The organism is Altererythrobacter sp. BO-6 (genome assembly GCF_011047315.1).
In the GTDB taxonomy this organism is placed as follows: domain Bacteria; phylum Pseudomonadota; class Alphaproteobacteria; order Sphingomonadales; family Sphingomonadaceae; genus Erythrobacter.
Genome location: NZ_CP049259.1, coordinates 978,752 through 995,884 on the forward strand (window position 1 = coordinate 978,752; position 17,133 = coordinate 995,884).

Below are 17,133 nucleotides of genomic sequence, written 5' to 3' on the forward strand. Positions count from 1 at the left end.
GAACGGCTCACCGTCACCGCGGGCATCCGCTACACGGATGAGGAAAAGACCTTCAACATCCGCGACAACCGCGCTTCGTGCAATGACGGCACGATTGAAGCCGGCTGCCTCGACAACAGCAACCTTTTCGTCGACGTGCCGCTGGTTCCGCAGCGGGTGAACATTCCCGCGCAAGCAAAGCGTGGGCCTGTGGACCCCGCGTTTTGCGATAAACTACGAAGCGGCGGACGACATCCTGCTGTTCGCCTCAGCCACCCGCGGGTTCAAGTCAGGCGGCTGGAACGCACGCGGCACAGCGGGACGACAATTGCTGCCGTTCGATCCCGAAATCGCCTGGAGTTACGAAGTCGGCGCCAAGACCACGCTGTTCGACAACCTCGTGCGGCTCAATGTCACAGGGTTCTGGCTCGACGTGCAGGATCTCCAGACCCCGTCCGCTTTCACTAACCCCGACGGATCGCTGGCCTTCATCACCCGCAACTTCGCCGACTATCGCAACAAGGGCGTGGAAGTGGAATTCCAGACCGCGCCGGTTGACGGGCTCAACCTGTTCGCCTCGCTTGGCTACCAGGATGACAAGTACATCATCGATCGCAATGCTCCGGCGCGCGACTTGTTCGGGGTGCAGTCGGTTGCCGCACAGCAGGCAGCCTGCCTTGCGGAACTGGCCGCGGGCCGCATTCCTGGCGGGCCGACCGGCGCCACCGATCCGCGCCGGTTCGACACCGCGCCCAATTGCGGCACCGGCATCGTGACGCCCGACGGTTCGATCGCAGAGCCGGTGCGTACGCCCGACTGGACGATCGCACTGGGTGGCAGCTACGAAGCCGAAATGGGCGATTTCTCGCTCATTCCCGCAATCAACGCCAACTGGCGCAGCGACAGCGAAGTCGGCACCAGCCAGGTGACGCTGTATGACGGCGACGTCACCGGCCCTGTCACGAACATCGTCTATCCGGCCAACATCCAGGGGATCGGCAACCGTATCGATCCGGCCAGCGGATCGTTCAGTCCGGCGCGCTGGATCGTCAACGCCTCGCTGACGCTGAGCCATGTCAATGGCTGGTCGCTGGTGGCCGAGTGCAAGAACTGCTTCGGAGAGGAGGCGGTGGAATCCGCACTGGCCAATTACAGCTACCTCAATGCGCCGCGCACCTGGATGCTGCGGGCCAAGTACGACTTCTGATGCGAACTGCCGCCGCGGCGATACTTCTCTCCCTAGCCGCGGCGGCGCCTACGCTGGCCCAGCAGCCCGATGCGGCTGCATTTGGGGTGCAGCCCTGGACCGAAGCTGTTGTCAGTGTGACCGACCTTGACGCCAGTTCATCATGGCTGGTGGCAGATGGCGGCTGGCGCATAGTTGCCGAAGGCGACCTTGCCCGGGCCGAACTCGATTACTGGCGACTCCCGGACACAATCACCGCCACCTTCCGCAAGATCTGCGCGCCGGCGGCCGACACCGGCTGCATCCGCTTCGTCAAATTCGACGGCGCGGAACGCCAGCGCCCGATCCGCTTGGCCGCGCGCCCGTGGGACACTGGCGGAATCTTCTCGATCATGCTGCGCAGCGAGGATACCCAGGCGCTATTCGATGCCGCCATCGCGCGCGGATGGTGGGCGGAAAGTGAACCCTACGCCTTCAGCTTCGGCGGATCCGATCTCGTCAATGTGGTGGTGCGCGGCCCGCACGGCGTGAACTACGCGCTCTACCAGCGCAAGGCCCCGCCCTTCACCGGTTTCCCGGTCGGACGGCTGAGCCAGGCGTTCAACACCATGCGCATGGTGCAGGACCAGCCCGCCAGCCTGGCCTGGTATCGCGACCGGCTGGGCCTCAAGGTGCTGTTCGATGCGCCTTTCACCGATCCCGAACCGCGTTCGAACAATTTCTCCGTCCCTGCCAATCTCGCCACCACGCTGGTGCGCCGGGCGGCAGTGGTACAGCCAGACCTGCCGGGCGAAACCGGGCGGATGGAACTGATGGCGTTCGAAGGCTTCGAAGGGCGCGATCTGTCAGCCAGTGCTTCTCCGCCCAATCTCGGCATCATATCGGTGCGCTACCCAGTGCGCGATCTGGGCGGCTATTACGGCTTCCTGGCGGCGCAGGGCGTCACTCCGGCCTACCAGCACGACCAGGTGCCGATCGGCGGGCTCGGCAAAGTCGACATCATCGCCGTGCGCGATCCGGATGGCAATCTGACGGAGTTCTACAGTGCGCCGTAAGCTGCTTGCTGCAACCATCGCTGCACTGGTCGCTGCGCCGCTTTTGGCGCAGGAGGATCCCGGCTTCGATCGGCGCTGGCAGAGTATGCTGGCGGGCGGATACGAGCCGCTGACCATCCCCACCGACTGGTACGATCCGGTGGCGCAAGTGAAGGGCGCGGAAACCCCCGCGGCCACAACCCCGGTCGCAGATTCCGGTATCGCGCCGACCGCGCTCGAAGCCGCTGCCAGCTGGGCCGAAGATCAGAACTCCACCGCCTTGCTTGTGGCCCGGAACGGCCAGCTGGTGTTCGAACGCTATTGGCAGGGTTCGGGACGCGACACGCGCTTCAACCCGCAAAGCATGAGCAAGACAGTGCTGGCGATGCTCGTCGGGATTGCGATTGATAAAAGACACATCCGCTCGGTCGACGATCCGCTGGAACGCTACATCACCGAATGGAAAGGCGAACCGCGCGGCCAGATCACGCTGCGCCAGATGCTGTGGATGTCATCAGGTCTCGAGCAGGGCGATGCCGGTTTCGGTTACAAGGTCAGCCCCGAGAACCCGATCGTGCGGCATTCGCTGGGCAGCGACTTCACCCGCCTGCTGCTGTCACTGAAGCCGGTCGGCGAACCGGGCCAGAAATTCGACTACAACAACCAGGTCAACCAGCTGATCGGGCTTGCGCTCGAGCGCGCGACCCGGCGTGACTACGAAAGCCTGCTGTCCGAATGGCTGTGGAAGCCGCTCGGGCTGAGAGATGCAGCGATGCCGCTCGACCGTGAAGGCGGGCTGGTGCTGACCAGCTGCTGCATCCTCTCGCGGCCGGTCGACTGGCTGCGGATCGGCGAGCTTTTCGTCAGCGGTGGGCGCTATCAGGGCAAGCAAATCGTGCCCGAAGCCTGGCTTGAGGAGATGCTCCAGCCCTCCCCCGGCTATCCCGGCTATGGCTACCAGGTGTGGGTCGGCAATCATACGATTGGCGGCGAGCGCCCGCCCGGCGTGCCGCTGGTGCCATGGCAGAGCGAAGGCTTCGCCGCGCCGCAAGTGGTGATATTCCACGGCCACGGCGGGCAGCGGGTCTATGTCATGCCCGACAAACAGTTAGTTATCGTGCGTGCGGCGCGGCAATGGCCCGCGGCATGGGACGACGCATTGCTGCCCAATGTGATATGGCGGGGCACCGCCGAACGAGGAGATGCCGAGTGACCGCAGACACAGCCCAGCCAGCCGCAAGTGACCGCGGCGAGTTCTCGAAGGGCTGGACCGTCCTGCTTGCAGGCGTGCTCGGCGTCATGTGCGGCGCGTCGCCGATCCCCTATAACGTCATCGGCTTTACCGCCGAACCGCTCCAGGCGGAGTTCGGCTGGAGCCAAACCCAAGTGCTTCTGCCGATCACCCTGTTCGGGGTGATCGCGAGCGTCCTGGCGCCCGTTTTCGGCTGGATGGCCGACAGGTTCGGCGTGCGCCCGGTCGCGCTTTGGTCGCTGTTTGCCTTTGGTCTCGCTTTCGCGGCGATCTCGCTGACGCCGACCGCGAACGAGCCGTCCACGCTCTACATCTACTATGGCTTCTGGGTGGCGCTCGGCCTGGTCGGGATCGGATCGACGCCGGTAACGTGGAGCCGCGCGATCAATCTGTGGTTCTTCAAGCATCGCGGGCTGGCGCTGGGCATCCTGCTGATGGGGACCAGCCTTGCCGCGATCATTATCCCGAAATTCGCGGTCTGGGTGATCCAGACGCAGGGCTGGCGGGCGATGTTTGCGGCAGTGGCGCTGTTTCCTGCGGTTGCGCTCGTCATCGCTTTCTTCCTGTTTCGCGAGCCCCGCCCGGACGAGCGTCCGAAGGCGATCGAGAGCGCCAGCGGCAGACTGACCGGTGTAACGCTTGCCACCGCACTGAAGGATTATCGCTTCTGGTTGATCTGGCTGTCGATCGGACTGATCGCGGCGGCATTCGGCGGCGCCTTCATCAACATGCCCACCATGCTGCGCCTGCGCGGCGTGGAGGCGCAGACTGCCGCCACCGTAATGGGTATCCTGGGCCTCGGCATTTTCGCAGGACGACTGATCACCGGTGCCCTGCTCGACCGTTTCTGGCAGGGCTTCGTCGCCTTCCCGCTGCTGTGCCTGCCGGCCATATCGGCCTGGCTGCTGCTGGGCGACAGCATCACTTTCCCGCTTGCCGCAATGGCCGGGTTCCTGCTCGGCTTCGCCGCCGGGGCGGAAAGCGACCTCATCGCATACCTGACGGGGCGCTATTTCGGCATGGCCAATTACGGCAAGATCTATGGCATGCTTTATATGCCGTTCGGGCTGTTCTCCGCCGCTTCGCCGGTCATCTACGCGCAGGTGTTCGACCGCACCAGCAGCTATGATCCGATGCTGATGGTTTCCATCGGCATGTTCATCGCAGGCGGCGCCTTGCTGCTTTTTCTAGGGCGATATCCCACTCAGTTTCCCGAAGCTGAAGCCGATCCCGCTCTCGCCCGGATGGAGCCTGCCTGATGGCCACGCTTGCTGCAGAAAACCCGCTCGCCCCGATCGCCGCCAAGGTTGCGGCGAAATCGCTGCTGACCGATCCGGACACTCTGTCGCTTTACAGCCATGACGTCTTGTCGCGCGGCAATGCCCCGCTCGCAGTGTTCCGCCCGGCGAGCGTGGAAGAACTGGCCGCGGGTGTCGGTGCCGCGACCAAGGCCGGGGTTGCGGTGGTGCCGCGCGGCGGCGGGATGAGCTACACCGGCGGCTATCTTTACGATGGCGGACCGTTCCTGCTGGTAGACACCGCTGCGCTCGACGAAATCCTCGACATCAACGAGAGCGACATGACTGTCACGGTCGAGGCGGGTTGCAGCTGGGACAAGCTCTATCGCACGCTCAAGCCGCGCGGGCTGCGTGCTCTCGCCTGGGGCACGCTGTCCGGCATACGAGCCGCGATTGGCGGCGGGATGAGCCAGAACGGTCTGTTCTGGGGCGCACGCAACGGCAGCGCGGTCGACAGCGCGATCAGCTTCGATGTGGTGCTGGCCGATGGCACGATCGTCTCCACGGGATCGGATTTCTTCCGCCCCTTCGGCCCAGACCTCACCGGGCTGTTCGCCGCCGACTGCGGCGCCTTCGGCGTCAAGGCGCGGGTAACGCTGAAGCTGGTTCTTGAAGCGACCGCATTCGCCTATGGCTCGTTCAGCTTCGCCAACCATGATGCGCTGCTCGGCGCGATGAGCGAAATCGCGCGGGCCGAACTCGCCGCTGAAAGCTTCGCCTTCGATCCCTTCCTGCAAAGCCAGCGGATGAAGCGTGACACGCTGCTGAAGGACGCCAAGCAGCTGGGCAACATGATGAAGGCACAGGCAAAGTCGGGCGGCATGTTCAAGGCGCTTAAGGAAGGCGCCAAGGTTGCGCTGGCGGGCCGCTCGTTCCTCGACGATGTGCCCTTCAGCCTGCATTGCATCGCCGAAGGGCGGCACCAGGGCGCGGTTGATGCCGATATGCGGGCGATCGAAGCGATCGTGCGCGAGCATGGCGGCGAGGTGGTCGAAAATTCGATCCCCAAGATCCTGCGCGCCAATCCCTTCCCGCCGCCCAATTCGATGCTCGGCCCCGATGGCGAGCGCTGGGTGCCGGTGCATGGCTTCCTGCCGCATTCCAAGCTGGTCGAGGCGTGGGAGCGGTTGCAGGCGCTGTGGACTGACAATGCCGAAGCGATGGCGCGGCTGCAGGTCGAAACCGGCGCGCTGATTGCCGCGACCGGGCGCACCAGCTGCCTGATCGAACCGGTGTTCTTCTGGCCGGGCGAGCACAATCCGCTGCACAATCAAGCGATCGAGCCCGACCACATGGCCAAGCTTTCGTCCGCGCCCGACAACCCCGAAGCGAATGCGCTGGTGATGGAACTGCGCGAGCAGGTGATCGCGATCTTCCGCGAACTCGGCGCGATCCATTTGCAGATTGCGCGCGCCTATCCACTCAAGCAAAGCCACGATCCGGCTGCCTGGGCCATGCTCGAAGCGCTCAAGCGGCAGGTCGATCCGAACGGACTGATGAATCCGGGTTCGCTCGGGCTATAGATGGCGCTGGAGCTTGACCGCAGGCGCGCCATCGCCGCCGGAATTTGCTCCGCCATCGCCGCGCATGTGCCGCTGTCGGCAACCGAAGGAGAGAACGTGACCGACGCAAAAACCTACACCGCAATGGCGATGCAGCTGACTGCGCGCTCGCTCGAAGCGCTGCCCGATGCCGCCGCTGCGCGCGCCGCGATGCTCGAACATATCGCCGCGATCGAAGGCCAGATCCGCACCAGCGCGATCTTCGTGGCGCAATATTCGGGCAAGCCGGTGAAGCTGGTGGTGCTGCCCGAATATCTCTTCACATCCTATCCGGGGCGCATTTCCATTCCCGACTTTGCCGCGCGGGTCGGCTGGGCTGCTGGCGGCGCCGAATACGAGGCGCTGGGCGCAGTGGCAGAGCGGTTGGGGATGTTCCTGGCTGGCAATGCCTATGAGACCGACGAAGCCTTTCCCGATTTCTATTTCCAGACCAGCTTCGTCGTCGCGCCCAATGGCGAAGTGGTGCTGCGCTATCGCCGGCTGCTGTCAATGTTCGCGCCCAGCCCGCACGACGTGTGGGAGGCCTATCTCGACAAATACGGGCTGGAGGGCGTGTTCCCGGTCGCGCGGACCGAAATCGGCAATCTTGCCTGCATCGCCAGCGAGGAAATCCTCTATCCGGAGATCGCCCGCGCGCCTGCGCTGCGCGGGGCCGAAGTGTTCTGCCATTCCTCGAGCGAGATCGGCTCGCCGCTCGCCACCAACAAGGATGTCGCGAAGCAGGCCCGCGCCTTCGAGAACCTCGCCTATGTTGTTTCGGCCAACACCGCGGGTATCTCAGGCACGGCGATGCCGCTCTCAAGCGCCGAGGGCAACAGCCAGGTGGTCGACTGGAAGGGCCGGGTCATCGCGCAATCGGGCGATGGCGAAACGTTCACCGCCTTTGCGCCGATCGACCTTGGAGCCTTGCGCGAGGGGCGCCGCACTCCGGCCATGACCAATTACCTGGCGCGCCAGCGCCCGGCGCTGTTTGCCGAGGCCTATGCCGCCGCGGCCGAACCTTTCCGCGGGCCTGACGGGATGATGCAGGGCGGCAAGCCCGCCATCCCCGACCGCGACTATTTCCGCCGCGCGCAAGAAGAAGTGATCGCGCGGCTCGATAAATCGGGAGTGATCTGATGCAGCACCGCACCGTTTCGGGAAAGATCCGCTACAGTTCGATGAAGCCCGGCATGGAAGGGCAGGAACGCGGGCGCGAATGGTTTACCTTCACGCACCACGGCGATGGCTCGGTCATCATGCGTGCGCGGTGCGAGATCGAGGAGCCGGACCCCACCGTGCTGCGCGATATCGTCTGCCACATCGGGCCCGATCGGAAACCGCACAACCTGCTGGTGCAGCTGACGCTGGGCGACGAATTTCTTGGCTCGGGCTGGATGCGTTATGACCAGGCAGCGGGCGAAATCACCTGCGAAAGCTTTGGGCCGTCGATTGGACGCAATTCGGAAAGCCGCGAGGCGGGAACCTTCGATGCATTCGGCACGCATCCGGTGGTCGGCGACGGCTTCACGACGCGGCTGATGGATGTCAGCCAGGGGCCGCACCGCCGCAAGCTGCGCTTTTTCCTGCCCTCGCCCGATCACCGCGGCGCCACCCCGCCGCAGATCGCCGAAGTCGAGATGGTGATGGAATATGTCGGCGAAGAGGAGAAGACGGTCGAGGCGGGAACCTTCCGCTGCCGCCATTACCGCTATGTCGATGACAGCGACGAAGGCATGGGCGGGACGCGGCATCCCGATTTCGACATGTGGGTCACCGCCGACGATGACAGCGTGCTCGTCTACGGCTCGATCGACGGCTATATGATGAACCGCTACGAACTGGTCGAGCTGGAGCGTTAGTCTGGCCTAATCCGCCACCCGCACCAGCACCTTGCCCATATGCGCCCCGCTGTCCAAGTGGCGATAGGCGGCGGGCGCATCGGCAAAGCCGAACTCGCGATCGACCTGCATCTCGATGCCGTTTCGCGCAATCACATCAATCGCTTTGGCCAGCATGGCCTTGCTGCCGCTGGCGATCCCCTTGATCGTGATGTTCTTGCCGATGATCTCGCCCTGGCTCGCGCTGGCGCTATCCTGCGGACTGCCTGACAGCGCGCCCAGCGTGCCGATCCGCCCGCTTACGCCCGTCGCGCGCACTGTTTCCCCCAGTGCCGGGAAGCCCAACGTATCGACCACCACGTCCGCACCGCGCCCGCCGGTCGCTTCCAGCAGCGCCGCCGCCCAATCGGGCCGGTCGCGATAGTTGATCGCGTAGTCCGCGCCCATCGCGCGGGCTTTATCAAGCTTGTCATCGCTGGAGGAGGTGATGGCGAACTGCGCCCCCAGCGCCTTTGCCAGCTGCAGTGCGAAGATCGAAACGCCGCCGGTGCCCTGCGCCAGCACCAGCCTGCCCGGACCAGCCCCGCCGAAGGCGACCATCGCATGCCACACCGTGCCGCCCACCACAGCCAGCGTCGCAGCAGTCTGGTCAGACACCGCATCGGGCAGCTTGATCGTAGCACTGGCTGGCAGCACCAGCTTTTCCGCAAGCCAGCCATCGGCGGTGACACCCATGTCGGCTCCGAATATGTGGAACCCGTAAGCCTCATCCTCAAGCCAGGCCAGGAAATGCGGCGCAATCACCCGGTCACCCGGCGCAAGGCCGGTCACGCCCTCGTCCAAGGCCTCGACCACGCCGACTCCGTCGGACAGCGGGATGCGCGCTTCGGGCAGGTCGCTGCCGTATTGCCCGCGCAGCACCATCAGATCGCGGTAGTTGAGCCCGGCTGCAGTCACGCGCACCAGCAGCTCGCCCCGCCCCGCAACCGGATCAGCCCGCTCGGACTGGCGCAAGCTTTCGATTCCACCTCTCGGCCCGATTTCCCACGCTTTCATCGCCTTATGCCTCCCTGATCGGGGCGAACACCCGGTCGATGAATTCCTTCACTTTCGCCTCACGGTCCACGTGTGAACCGCTTTTCGCTTCTTCGAGCGCCAGCAGCCGTTCTTCCTGCACCCACACTTCCTGGGCCAGGTTCATCACCACTGCCACGAAGCGGTCCATCCCCGGATCGCTGAAAAAGCGCGGATTGCCCTGGTCGTCATAGAGGCTGGGCGGCGCGTCCTCGGGCCTGAGGGGTGCTTCCTCGCTCATCGCTTGAACGCTCCGAAACCGTACCACATGACCCCTTCAGCAAGCCGCCCGGTGGTCTGCTGGCCCACTGCTTCGGCGCGGTCGCCATGCGCGGCATCGGCCACCGCCGCTTCGCCATAAATCCCGATCGAAGGAACCACGAAATCGAAATAGTCGGCCTCACCGAACCCCGCGCGGGCGCACAGCTCGCGCGGCACTTCATCGCGATAGCCTTTGTAGTACGGCTCGTTGTTGTAGTAGCTGTCCCAGTCGAGATAGAAGCCGTCGAACGCGCCCATCTGTTCGTTGGGCGGCAGTTCCATATGCAGCATCAAGCCGCCGGGCTTCAGCACGCGAAATGCTTCCTCGAACACCTTCGCGCGCTGCTTCTTCGACAATTCGTGCAGGAACATGCTGGACCATACGACATCGAAGCTGCCATCTTCGAAGGCGAGATCGTCGGCACACATCTGGCGGAATTGTACTTCCTGCCCCTGCATCTTCGCCCGCGCTGAACCATAAGCCAGCGGCCCCGGTGCAGCATCGATCGCGATCACCTCTGCGGCGGGGTAAGCCTGCTTCCACGGCAAGGTATTGTGGCCAATCGTGCACCCGAGGTCGAGAATCCGCTGCGGCGCGAAATCGGGAAAGCGCTGCCGGATATACTGGCTCATCGAGAGGCCGATGTCGTCGAGATTGGCGCCCATCAGCCCCATCGAGAACACCGCAAGCCCGCGGTCATAGACGGCACCCGCTTCAAGGCTGTCCGCCCCGCGGGTGTAGCTGCCCGGCATCAGGTGCACGTCGATCGCATGGACGTTGCGCGGCACGTCGAGCGCGGGATCGAGCTCCAGCCCGCCCGGCGCATCGGCGACCTTTGCCGCTTCTGCGGCAAGCCGCTCCGCCTCGCGCTCGACGCTGTCGGCCACGCTCGCCCACACCATCTTCTGCGCCTGCACCCGCATCGCCGAATAGATGTTGAACGCAGGGTCGCCGCGCAGCGCCTGATGCGCCTCGCGGCTGGACTCCGGATCGCGCCCATGCTCCTTGCGAAAGGCCGGGGCGGCGCGGCGCTCATAGGCGGACTTCATATCCGCCGCGAGGTCGTTGAGGATCAGGCTGCGCATGCCCGAAACAAAGCGCCCGCGCGCTACTTCGTCGGGCGTCGATTGCGCCTTCATCGGATGCTTGAGTTCGACCGTCATGGTTGCTCTCCTTGTGCTGCCGGGCCGACCACTGGCCGTTCCACCTGGGGAACGCCGTGATCGGCGAAATCGGCGATGAAGCGGGCGTCGCCAACCCGCCCTACCATATCCTCGCGCAGCGGCGCCTCGGCATAAATGCTAACCGTATAGTCACCCGCGCTCGGGTTCTGGCGAATGGGCAGGATCTGCTCCTGATAGACCTTGCTGTTCCAGAAGGCGCGCGCATTCTCGATACAGGGGAAGCGCACGGTCAGATTGACGTACCCCTGCGGCAGGTCGCCTTCGAACACTTCGAGCGGTTGCGGCATGGTAACGTAATAGCCGCCGAGCTTCTGGTAGACCTCGCTGTCGGCAATCGCCTTGCCATAGGCGAGCAACCGCGCGCGATCGAGCGTGCGCCCTTCGACGACCATGTAGACCGGCGCATCGCAGGTGGATTGCGGCGGGGGCAGTGCCTCTGCCGCGGGCAGCGCCTGAAGCAACAGTGGCATGGCAAAGGCGATCATGGCTCGATCTTCCATTCGTCGCACAGCGTGCGCTTCCATGGGCGCCCGTCCTTGAACCATTGCCAGGTCCGTGCGCGGCTCTGCCCGTCGGGCGCGATGTTGATCATCTCGATGTAGTACGCGCCGGGAACATCGAGCCGGTCAAGCTTCAGCATCAGCGTGTTCTCGCCGGTCTGCCAGCCATAGCCGCTGAAGCGGTCGGTTGCCCAGAGCAGCCGCTCGCCTTTCAGCCGGCCGCCGAATTCATAGGTCGCCTCGCGCCCGTCATCCCAGCTGAGCCAATTGTGCTGGATATAGTGCCAGGGGCCGTCATCGGGGAATTCGCAGTGGGTCTTCACCCTGTGCGCGTCAATCGGTGTCCCGTCTGCCTCGAAATGGCGATACCAGCCGTCCCACCAGCCTTCGTGCAGCAGCATGGCGGGCATCACGGCGGCGAGTTCGGCCCGGTTGCCCATCAGCCAACGCTCCGTTCGGCATAGGCGTCGAGCGGCAGTGGCTGGCCCGTCTGGCGGATGTGCGCCTGTTCGCGCAGGAAGCGCAGCATCCCGCTGTCGCCCATGCGGCTGGGGCCTAGCCCCGAGCCCTTGCGCGACTGGTTGGTGGCGTCACCGACCATGCTGGTAAGCGCCCCGTCCTGCAGCGAAATCGCGCCCGCATCGAGCCGGGTGGCGATGCTCGCCGCTTCCTCCAGCGAACCAGCGAGTACCGCTGCGGACAAGCCGTATTCGGTATCATTCGCCTGTTCGATGGCATCATCGAGATCGTCATAAATCGTCACCGGGATCACCGGGCCGAAAGTTTCCTCGCGCATGACGGCCATATCCCGCGTGACATCGGCGAGCACGGTCGGGCGCAGGTATTTGCCGCCGCCGAGCGTCTCGACCTGCCCCCCTGTCAACACACGCGCGCCTTTCGCCACGGCGTCGTCGATCTGCGCCTGCACCTTGTCCGCCTGTGCCGGGAAGATGAACGGGCCGAGGTGGCCCTGCGCGGGATCGGGCCAGGTCACCTGCACCGCCTGCGCCGCTTCGACCAGTGTGGCCAGGAACGGCTCGGCAATACCGCGCGCAACATAGATCCGCTCGATCGACTGGCACGCCTGCCCGGTCGCGACCACGCTGGAGCGCAGCGCCACCTGCGCCGCCCAGTGCGGATCGGCGCTTTCCAGCACGATCATCGGATCCTTACCGCCCAGCTCAAGATTGGCCGGGATCAGCTGGCGCGCCGCTGCCTCCGCCACTTTGCGACCGGTAGAGGTCGAGCCGGTGAAGCAGACATAATCGACTTCCTCGATCAGCGCCTGGCCGACCTCAGGCCCGCCCATGACATAGGCCAGCGGCAATTCGGGCACCTGCGCCAGCACCGCGCGCATCGGCTCGACGAACCGCGGGGTGACTTCGGAAGGTTTCACCAGCGCCGCGCAGCCGGCCATCAGCGCCGGGACCGCGTCGATATGGCTCAGGATTACCGGGAAGTTCCACGGGCAGATTGCGCCGAACAGCGGGAACGCGCTGTAATCGATGGCGATTTCGATACCGGGCGTGGCTGAAGGCTTCGGCCCGCGCTCCAGCCCGGCGAACAACTGCGGGCCCCTTGCGGCCCAGCGGCGGATATTGGCCGCGCAGCCCTGAACTTCGATCCACGACACCGTCCCGCGCCCGGTGTCGATAGTGAGCGCGGCTGCGATCTGCGGCGCGGCGGCATCGATGGCATCGGCAAAGCGCAGCAACACCGCGGCCCGACCTTCGGGGCCGAGCGCTTCCCACGCCGGTTGCGCCGCGCGCAGGCGGGCTGCGGCGGCGGCAATTTCTTCGCGCGAGTTCGCCGCGAATTCATAATCCTCTTCACCGGTGCGTGGATTGCGCGCCTTCATGCCTGCTGCTCCTCCCATGCCGAAGCTATCGCGCTACCGGAAGCGAACCATGCCTCTTCGCGCCCGGCCAGATCGTCAAGGAGATCCTCCAGCGCAGCAATGCGGAACGGTTGCCCCATGATGTATGGGGTCAGCTGAATGGGCAAGACACGAGCGGAGGACTGTGCCGCCGCCTCATCCGCCAGCCAGTCAAAGGCATCGCGCATCATTTGCGCCCAGGCCTCGGCCGAATGCTGCTGGACCGCGACGATCTGCTGGTCCGACAGGTCAACGCTCGATGGCATGGCGATCATCCCGTTGGCAAAGCGATAGGGCAGCTCGTCATTGACCCAATCGGCGCACCACGTCAGCCCGTGCTCTTTCAGCAGGTCGAGCGTACGCCAGCTTTGCGAGCGTGCGATCGAATGCCACCCCCTGGCCTTCGTGCCAGTGGCCGCTTCCAGCCGCGCCTGCGCGTCAGCGATCAGCGCGCGTTCGTCTTCCTCGCTCATCGAAGACGCGATGGTGCCATTCATATCGGTGGAATGCGCGACGATCTCGTGCCCGCCCGCCTTTACCGCGTCGATCAGCGCGCCATAGCGTTCTGCCACGGCGGCATTGATCGCAAAGCTGGCCGTAACCCCGGCCTTGTCCAGCGCTTCGAGGATGCGGAACACGGCCACCCGGTTGCCATAGTCGCGCACTGTGTAATGGCGATAATCGGGATAGGGCGTGACCATGTGGCCCGGTGCGCGAAACGGCTGGTCAGTGGGCGTGATCGGGAAATATTCCAGATTGATGGTCAGGAATACGGCGACCGATCTGTCCCCCGGCCAGCGCACCGGCGGGCGCGTGTGGATATTGGACCAGGTGTAGAAATCGTGGTCATAGCCTTCCCCGCGCCGGGGATACTGCGTGTATTCGTCGGGAAGGCTCATTGCTGCGCCCTCCAGCTGTCGATGATCTCTCCCGCGCGGGCTTTCCAGCAACGCGGATCGGCAGCAATATGGCGCAGCGCTTCCTCGAACGGGCCGATGCGGTGCGGCTGGCCGATCAGATAGGCATGCAGCGGAATGCACATCACCGTACCCGATTGGTCGCCTTCACTCGCGAGCCGCTCAAACTGCTTGATCAGGCTATCGGCATATTCGCGCCCGGCCATGCCGTAGACGTTGAAGCCGTAATGGTCGTTGACCTCAAGGCTGTAGGGGATCGAGGCGAGATTTCCGGTCTTGGTCTTCACCTGCTGCACCTGGTCATCGTGATAGAGGTCGCAGGTGTAATCGAGCCCGTATTCGGCGATAAGGTCCAGCGTACGCGGCGTATGCGTCAGCGCCGGGGCCAGCCAGCCGCGAATGCGCTGCCCGGTCGCTTTCTCGACCGTCTCGAGCGAGTCCTCGATGATTGCCCGCTCCTGCTCTTCGGACATGCCGTAGGAATAGCGCGTGTTGTAGATGCCGTGACTGAAGAACTCCCATCCGCGCGCGACGCCATCCGCGACAACCTCAGGATGATGGTCGCATAATGCCACTGACAGGCTGACGCTGCCCGGAAAGCCGTGGCGATCCATTACATCTGCCATGCGCCAGTGGCTTACGCGGTTGGAATGGTCGCGATAGGAATAGCCGACGACATCGGGATGCGGCCGTCCCCACGGCTTGCGCTGCGGATTGAGCGGGGGGTCGATCTCGTAATATTCGAGATTGGGCGCGACCCATACCGCACAGGTCTTGCCTTCCGGCCAGACGATCTTCTTGCGGTCGCTGTAGGGATCGTAATCGTAAAGCCCCGGATCGGGCGCGCCCTCCTGCATGGTTCAGCGTGCCTCCAGCCAATCGATCACCGCCTGCACCGGTTCGACATCGGCGTATTTGAGCTGCAGGTCAGTCAGGTTGGCGAAGTGATAGCTTTCGTGCTTGTCCGCGCAGGTCTCGATCGGCACGATCGTGCGATAGCCGTGGCTCAGCGCATCGACCGCCGTGGCGCGAACGCAGCCGCTGGTCGAACCGCCGGCCACCACCACCGTATCCACCTTGTGCCAGGTGAGATAGCTGGCCAGTGGCGTTTCGAAAAAGGCGCTGGGCATGCGCTTGGTATACTGCAGGTCATCGGCGCCGATCTCGCAGCGGGGGTCGAACTGGTGGCGCTCGCTGTCATACTTGATGTTCTGCAGCGAATCCTCGGTATCGGTGCGCGTACCCCACACGCCGGCATCGCCCGCATCCGCCTTGTAAGCGACGCGGCTCCAGATCACCGGCATGCCGCGCTTGCGCGCCAGGCGGCTGATCGTATTGATATATTCGATCTGGCGCGGATCGGTTTCATAGGCGGTCTTGAACATGTCGAGCCGCGTATAGGCCTGCTGCACATCGACATTCACGATCGCCAGCTTTTCGCCAAAGCCGAATTTCTTGCGTGCGGGATTGGCCATCACCTCTTCGAAGATCTGGCGCGCCGTCTTGCCGTCTTCAACCATCTTCGTGCCGATCGGATCAGCCATGATGCTCCTCTTCGATTCCACTTTGACATCGGACAATAAACCCGCGTAGAGGCTTGTCGAGCAAAATTTGTCCGGACAACTTTTGCCGTTATGAGCGAAGCGGAAATCAAGCGCATGATCACCCGTCACGTCCTGACTGTTCGCAGTGCGAGTGGCGCGCCGCCGCGCAAGGTACACTATCGCCGATGCGGCAGCGGACCGGTGCTGTTGATGGTGCATCAAAGCCCGCGCTCCTCGGCCGAATATGAGGCACTGATGCACCAATGGGGTGCGCATTTCACCTGCATCGCGCCCGACACCCCCGGCTTCGGCCAGTCTGACGCATTACCGGGGAAACCCGAAATCGCCGACTTTGCCGATGGCCTGTGCGAATTCCTCGACGCACTGGGTGTTGCCCGCTGCGCCGCCTATGGCTTCCATTCGGGCGGGATCATCCTGGTCACCGCGATCAAGCGCCAGCCGCAGCGCTTCAGCTGCCTGGCGGTGGGCGGCTATGCGATCTGGACAGAAGAAGAGATGCGGATCTTCGGCGAGCGCTATCTGCCGGAATGGCATCCGTCCGCTTATGGGGAGCACCTGACCTGGCTATGGCACCGCATGCTTGAGCAGAGCTGGGTGTTCCCCTGGTTCGACACGCGCGAAGAGGCGCGCCTCAGCGTTGCCCATGCCGATATCGCGCGGGTGGCGCAGGCGGTGTCGGAAATGCTCGACGCGGGCAACGCCTATCAGGCCGGATATGGCGCGGTGCTGCGCGCACCGCGCGACATTCCTGCGCCAGAGTCCACAGTGCCCCCCTGCCTGATCAGCGCTTTCGACGGCGATCCGTTGCAGGCCCATATCGACCGGCTGGGCGCGATGCCGCAAGGTTGGCGCGCCGAGAAAGTGCGCACACCGGCGGACCATCACGCAACGAGCCTGGCTTTCTTGCAGGCGCATGGCGGCGATGGCCCCTGCCCCGATCTGGCCGAAGACTTGGACGAGGGCTGGCTGGCGCTCGATGGCGGGCTGATCCACTGGAAAGGAACCCGTGGCGGGTCATTGCTGCTGCATAGTCCCGCCGGGGAAATGGTGGAACAAGCCCCCGGCGAACTCGCGATCGACGTACCCGGGCACGGACAATCGAGCGACTTCGAAGACATTGAAGGCGCCGTGGAAGCGGCTGCCGCGGCACTGGGGGCAAGCGCCATCGCCTGGCCCGAAGCGCCTGCGGGCGATCCTGACCGGCTATATCCCGACATGACGCCGGATCGCTTCGGCAATTACCTCCAGCGCGCATGGGCCGTGGCGCGCGCCGAATGTTTCTTCGCACCGTGGTATGCCGCAGGGGCCGCGAACGCCATCCCGCTCGATCCTGCGCGGCTCGATCCGCAAGCGCTGCACCGCCGCGCCCGCGCCCGCATCCGCGCAGGGGACGCCGCACGCCGCTGGCACGACACACTTGTCGCAAGGCGTCGATTTGATCGAAGGTCGATTTGATGCAGGATAGGGCCACAGAAGTTCCGCTGGACGAATATAATCGCTCCATATTGTTGTCTTGTCAGACGGCCGGTGTTCCCACGCATCTTTACGATCGGATCCAGGAACGTTTCGTCACCCGGGACTGGCGCAGCGTCGAACAGGAGATGAAGGCCACCGCCTGAGACAA

Annotated in this window: 17 protein-coding genes; 8 read left to right on the plus strand and 9 right to left on the minus strand. The window is 64.4% G+C overall.

The window, feature by feature from the left end; all coding sequences use genetic code 11:
• Window positions 1–181: 181 nt before the first annotated feature.
• Genes G6N82_RS14945 through G6N82_RS04815 form a run of 7 tightly spaced genes read left to right on the plus strand, consistent with a single transcriptional unit; the run spans window position 182 to window position 8,152 of the window.
• Complete coding sequence (locus G6N82_RS14945) at window positions 182–1,186, plus strand: TonB-dependent receptor (protein ID WP_241255197.1); 1,005 nt, start codon at window positions 182–184, stop codon at window positions 1,184–1,186.
• A complete protein-coding gene (locus G6N82_RS04790) occupies window positions 1,186–2,220 on the plus strand; it encodes a VOC family protein (protein ID WP_165194243.1) in 1,035 nt (344 codons plus the stop codon). Before G6N82_RS14945 ends, G6N82_RS04790 begins: the two co-directional genes overlap by 1 nt.
• Window positions 2,210–3,412 carry a serine hydrolase gene (locus tag G6N82_RS04795; RefSeq protein ID WP_165194246.1) on the plus strand — a complete coding sequence of 401 codons (1,203 nt, stop codon included), beginning with the start codon at window positions 2,210–2,212 and terminating at the stop codon, window positions 3,410–3,412. The genes G6N82_RS04790 and G6N82_RS04795 overlap by 11 nt, the downstream gene beginning before the upstream one ends.
• On the plus strand, window positions 3,409–4,710 hold the full coding sequence (locus G6N82_RS04800; RefSeq protein ID WP_241255198.1) for an MFS transporter: 1,302 nt from the start codon (window positions 3,409–3,411) through the stop codon (window positions 4,708–4,710). The genes G6N82_RS04795 and G6N82_RS04800 overlap by 4 nt, the downstream gene beginning before the upstream one ends.
• Window positions 4,710–6,272, plus strand: coding sequence for an FAD-binding oxidoreductase (locus tag G6N82_RS04805; RefSeq protein ID WP_165194252.1), 1,563 nt, complete (start codon window positions 4,710–4,712; stop codon window positions 6,270–6,272). The genes G6N82_RS04800 and G6N82_RS04805 overlap by 1 nt, the downstream gene beginning before the upstream one ends.
• On the plus strand, window positions 6,273–7,430 hold the full coding sequence (locus G6N82_RS04810; RefSeq protein WP_165194255.1) for a nitrilase-related carbon-nitrogen hydrolase: 1,158 nt from the start codon (window positions 6,273–6,275) through the stop codon (window positions 7,428–7,430).
• Complete coding sequence (locus tag G6N82_RS04815; protein WP_165194258.1) at window positions 7,430–8,152, plus strand: DUF3108 domain-containing protein; 723 nt, start codon at window positions 7,430–7,432, stop codon at window positions 8,150–8,152. Before G6N82_RS04810 ends, G6N82_RS04815 begins: the two co-directional genes overlap by 1 nt.
• Before the next feature lie 6 nt (window positions 8,153–8,158).
• On the opposite strand, the gene G6N82_RS04820 is transcribed toward G6N82_RS04815, so the two are convergent.
• From G6N82_RS04820 to G6N82_RS04860, 9 genes are read right to left on the minus strand one after another with little or no spacing between them, the layout of a single operon-like run.
• Window positions 8,159–9,187 carry an NAD(P)-dependent alcohol dehydrogenase gene (locus G6N82_RS04820; protein ID WP_165194260.1) on the minus strand — a complete coding sequence of 343 codons (1,029 nt, stop codon included), beginning with the start codon at window positions 9,185–9,187 and terminating at the stop codon, window positions 8,159–8,161.
• 4 nt (window positions 9,188–9,191) lie between these two features.
• Window positions 9,192–9,446, minus strand: a complete 255-nt coding sequence (locus G6N82_RS04825) for a hypothetical protein (RefSeq protein ID WP_165194263.1) — start codon at window positions 9,444–9,446, stop codon at window positions 9,192–9,194.
• Window positions 9,443–10,630 (minus strand): class I SAM-dependent methyltransferase, encoded by a 1,188-nt coding sequence (locus G6N82_RS04830; RefSeq protein WP_165194266.1) that lies wholly within the window; start codon window positions 10,628–10,630, stop codon window positions 9,443–9,445. Before G6N82_RS04830 ends, G6N82_RS04825 begins: the two co-directional genes overlap by 4 nt.
• The gene (locus G6N82_RS04835; protein ID WP_206520293.1) at window positions 10,627–11,136 is read right to left on the minus strand and encodes a DUF1330 domain-containing protein; all 510 of its coding nucleotides are present in this window, start codon (window positions 11,134–11,136) and stop codon (window positions 10,627–10,629) included. Before G6N82_RS04835 ends, G6N82_RS04830 begins: the two co-directional genes overlap by 4 nt.
• Window positions 11,133–11,591 carry a hypothetical protein gene (locus G6N82_RS04840; protein WP_241255199.1) on the minus strand — a complete coding sequence of 153 codons (459 nt, stop codon included), beginning with the start codon at window positions 11,589–11,591 and terminating at the stop codon, window positions 11,133–11,135. Before G6N82_RS04840 ends, G6N82_RS04835 begins: the two co-directional genes overlap by 4 nt.
• Window positions 11,591–13,009 (minus strand): aldehyde dehydrogenase family protein, encoded by a 1,419-nt coding sequence (locus tag G6N82_RS04845; protein WP_165194271.1) that lies wholly within the window; start codon window positions 13,007–13,009, stop codon window positions 11,591–11,593. The genes G6N82_RS04840 and G6N82_RS04845 overlap by 1 nt, the downstream gene beginning before the upstream one ends.
• The gene (locus tag G6N82_RS04850) at window positions 13,006–13,926 is read right to left on the minus strand and encodes a polysaccharide deacetylase family protein (protein ID WP_165194273.1); all 921 of its coding nucleotides are present in this window, start codon (window positions 13,924–13,926) and stop codon (window positions 13,006–13,008) included. The genes G6N82_RS04845 and G6N82_RS04850 overlap by 4 nt, the downstream gene beginning before the upstream one ends.
• A complete protein-coding gene (locus G6N82_RS04855; RefSeq protein ID WP_165194276.1) occupies window positions 13,923–14,801 on the minus strand; it encodes a polysaccharide deacetylase family protein in 879 nt (292 codons plus the stop codon). The genes G6N82_RS04850 and G6N82_RS04855 overlap by 4 nt, the downstream gene beginning before the upstream one ends.
• A gap of 3 nt (window positions 14,802–14,804) precedes the next feature.
• Window positions 14,805–15,488, minus strand: a complete 684-nt coding sequence (locus G6N82_RS04860) for an isochorismatase family protein (protein ID WP_165194279.1) — start codon at window positions 15,486–15,488, stop codon at window positions 14,805–14,807.
• Between the two features lie 90 nt (window positions 15,489–15,578).
• Here G6N82_RS04860 and G6N82_RS04865 point away from each other — a divergent pair, with 90 nt between their 5' ends.
• Complete coding sequence (locus G6N82_RS04865; protein ID WP_241255200.1) at window positions 15,579–16,964, plus strand: alpha/beta fold hydrolase; 1,386 nt, start codon at window positions 15,579–15,581, stop codon at window positions 16,962–16,964.
• The last annotated feature ends 169 nt before the right edge of the window (window positions 16,965–17,133 follow it).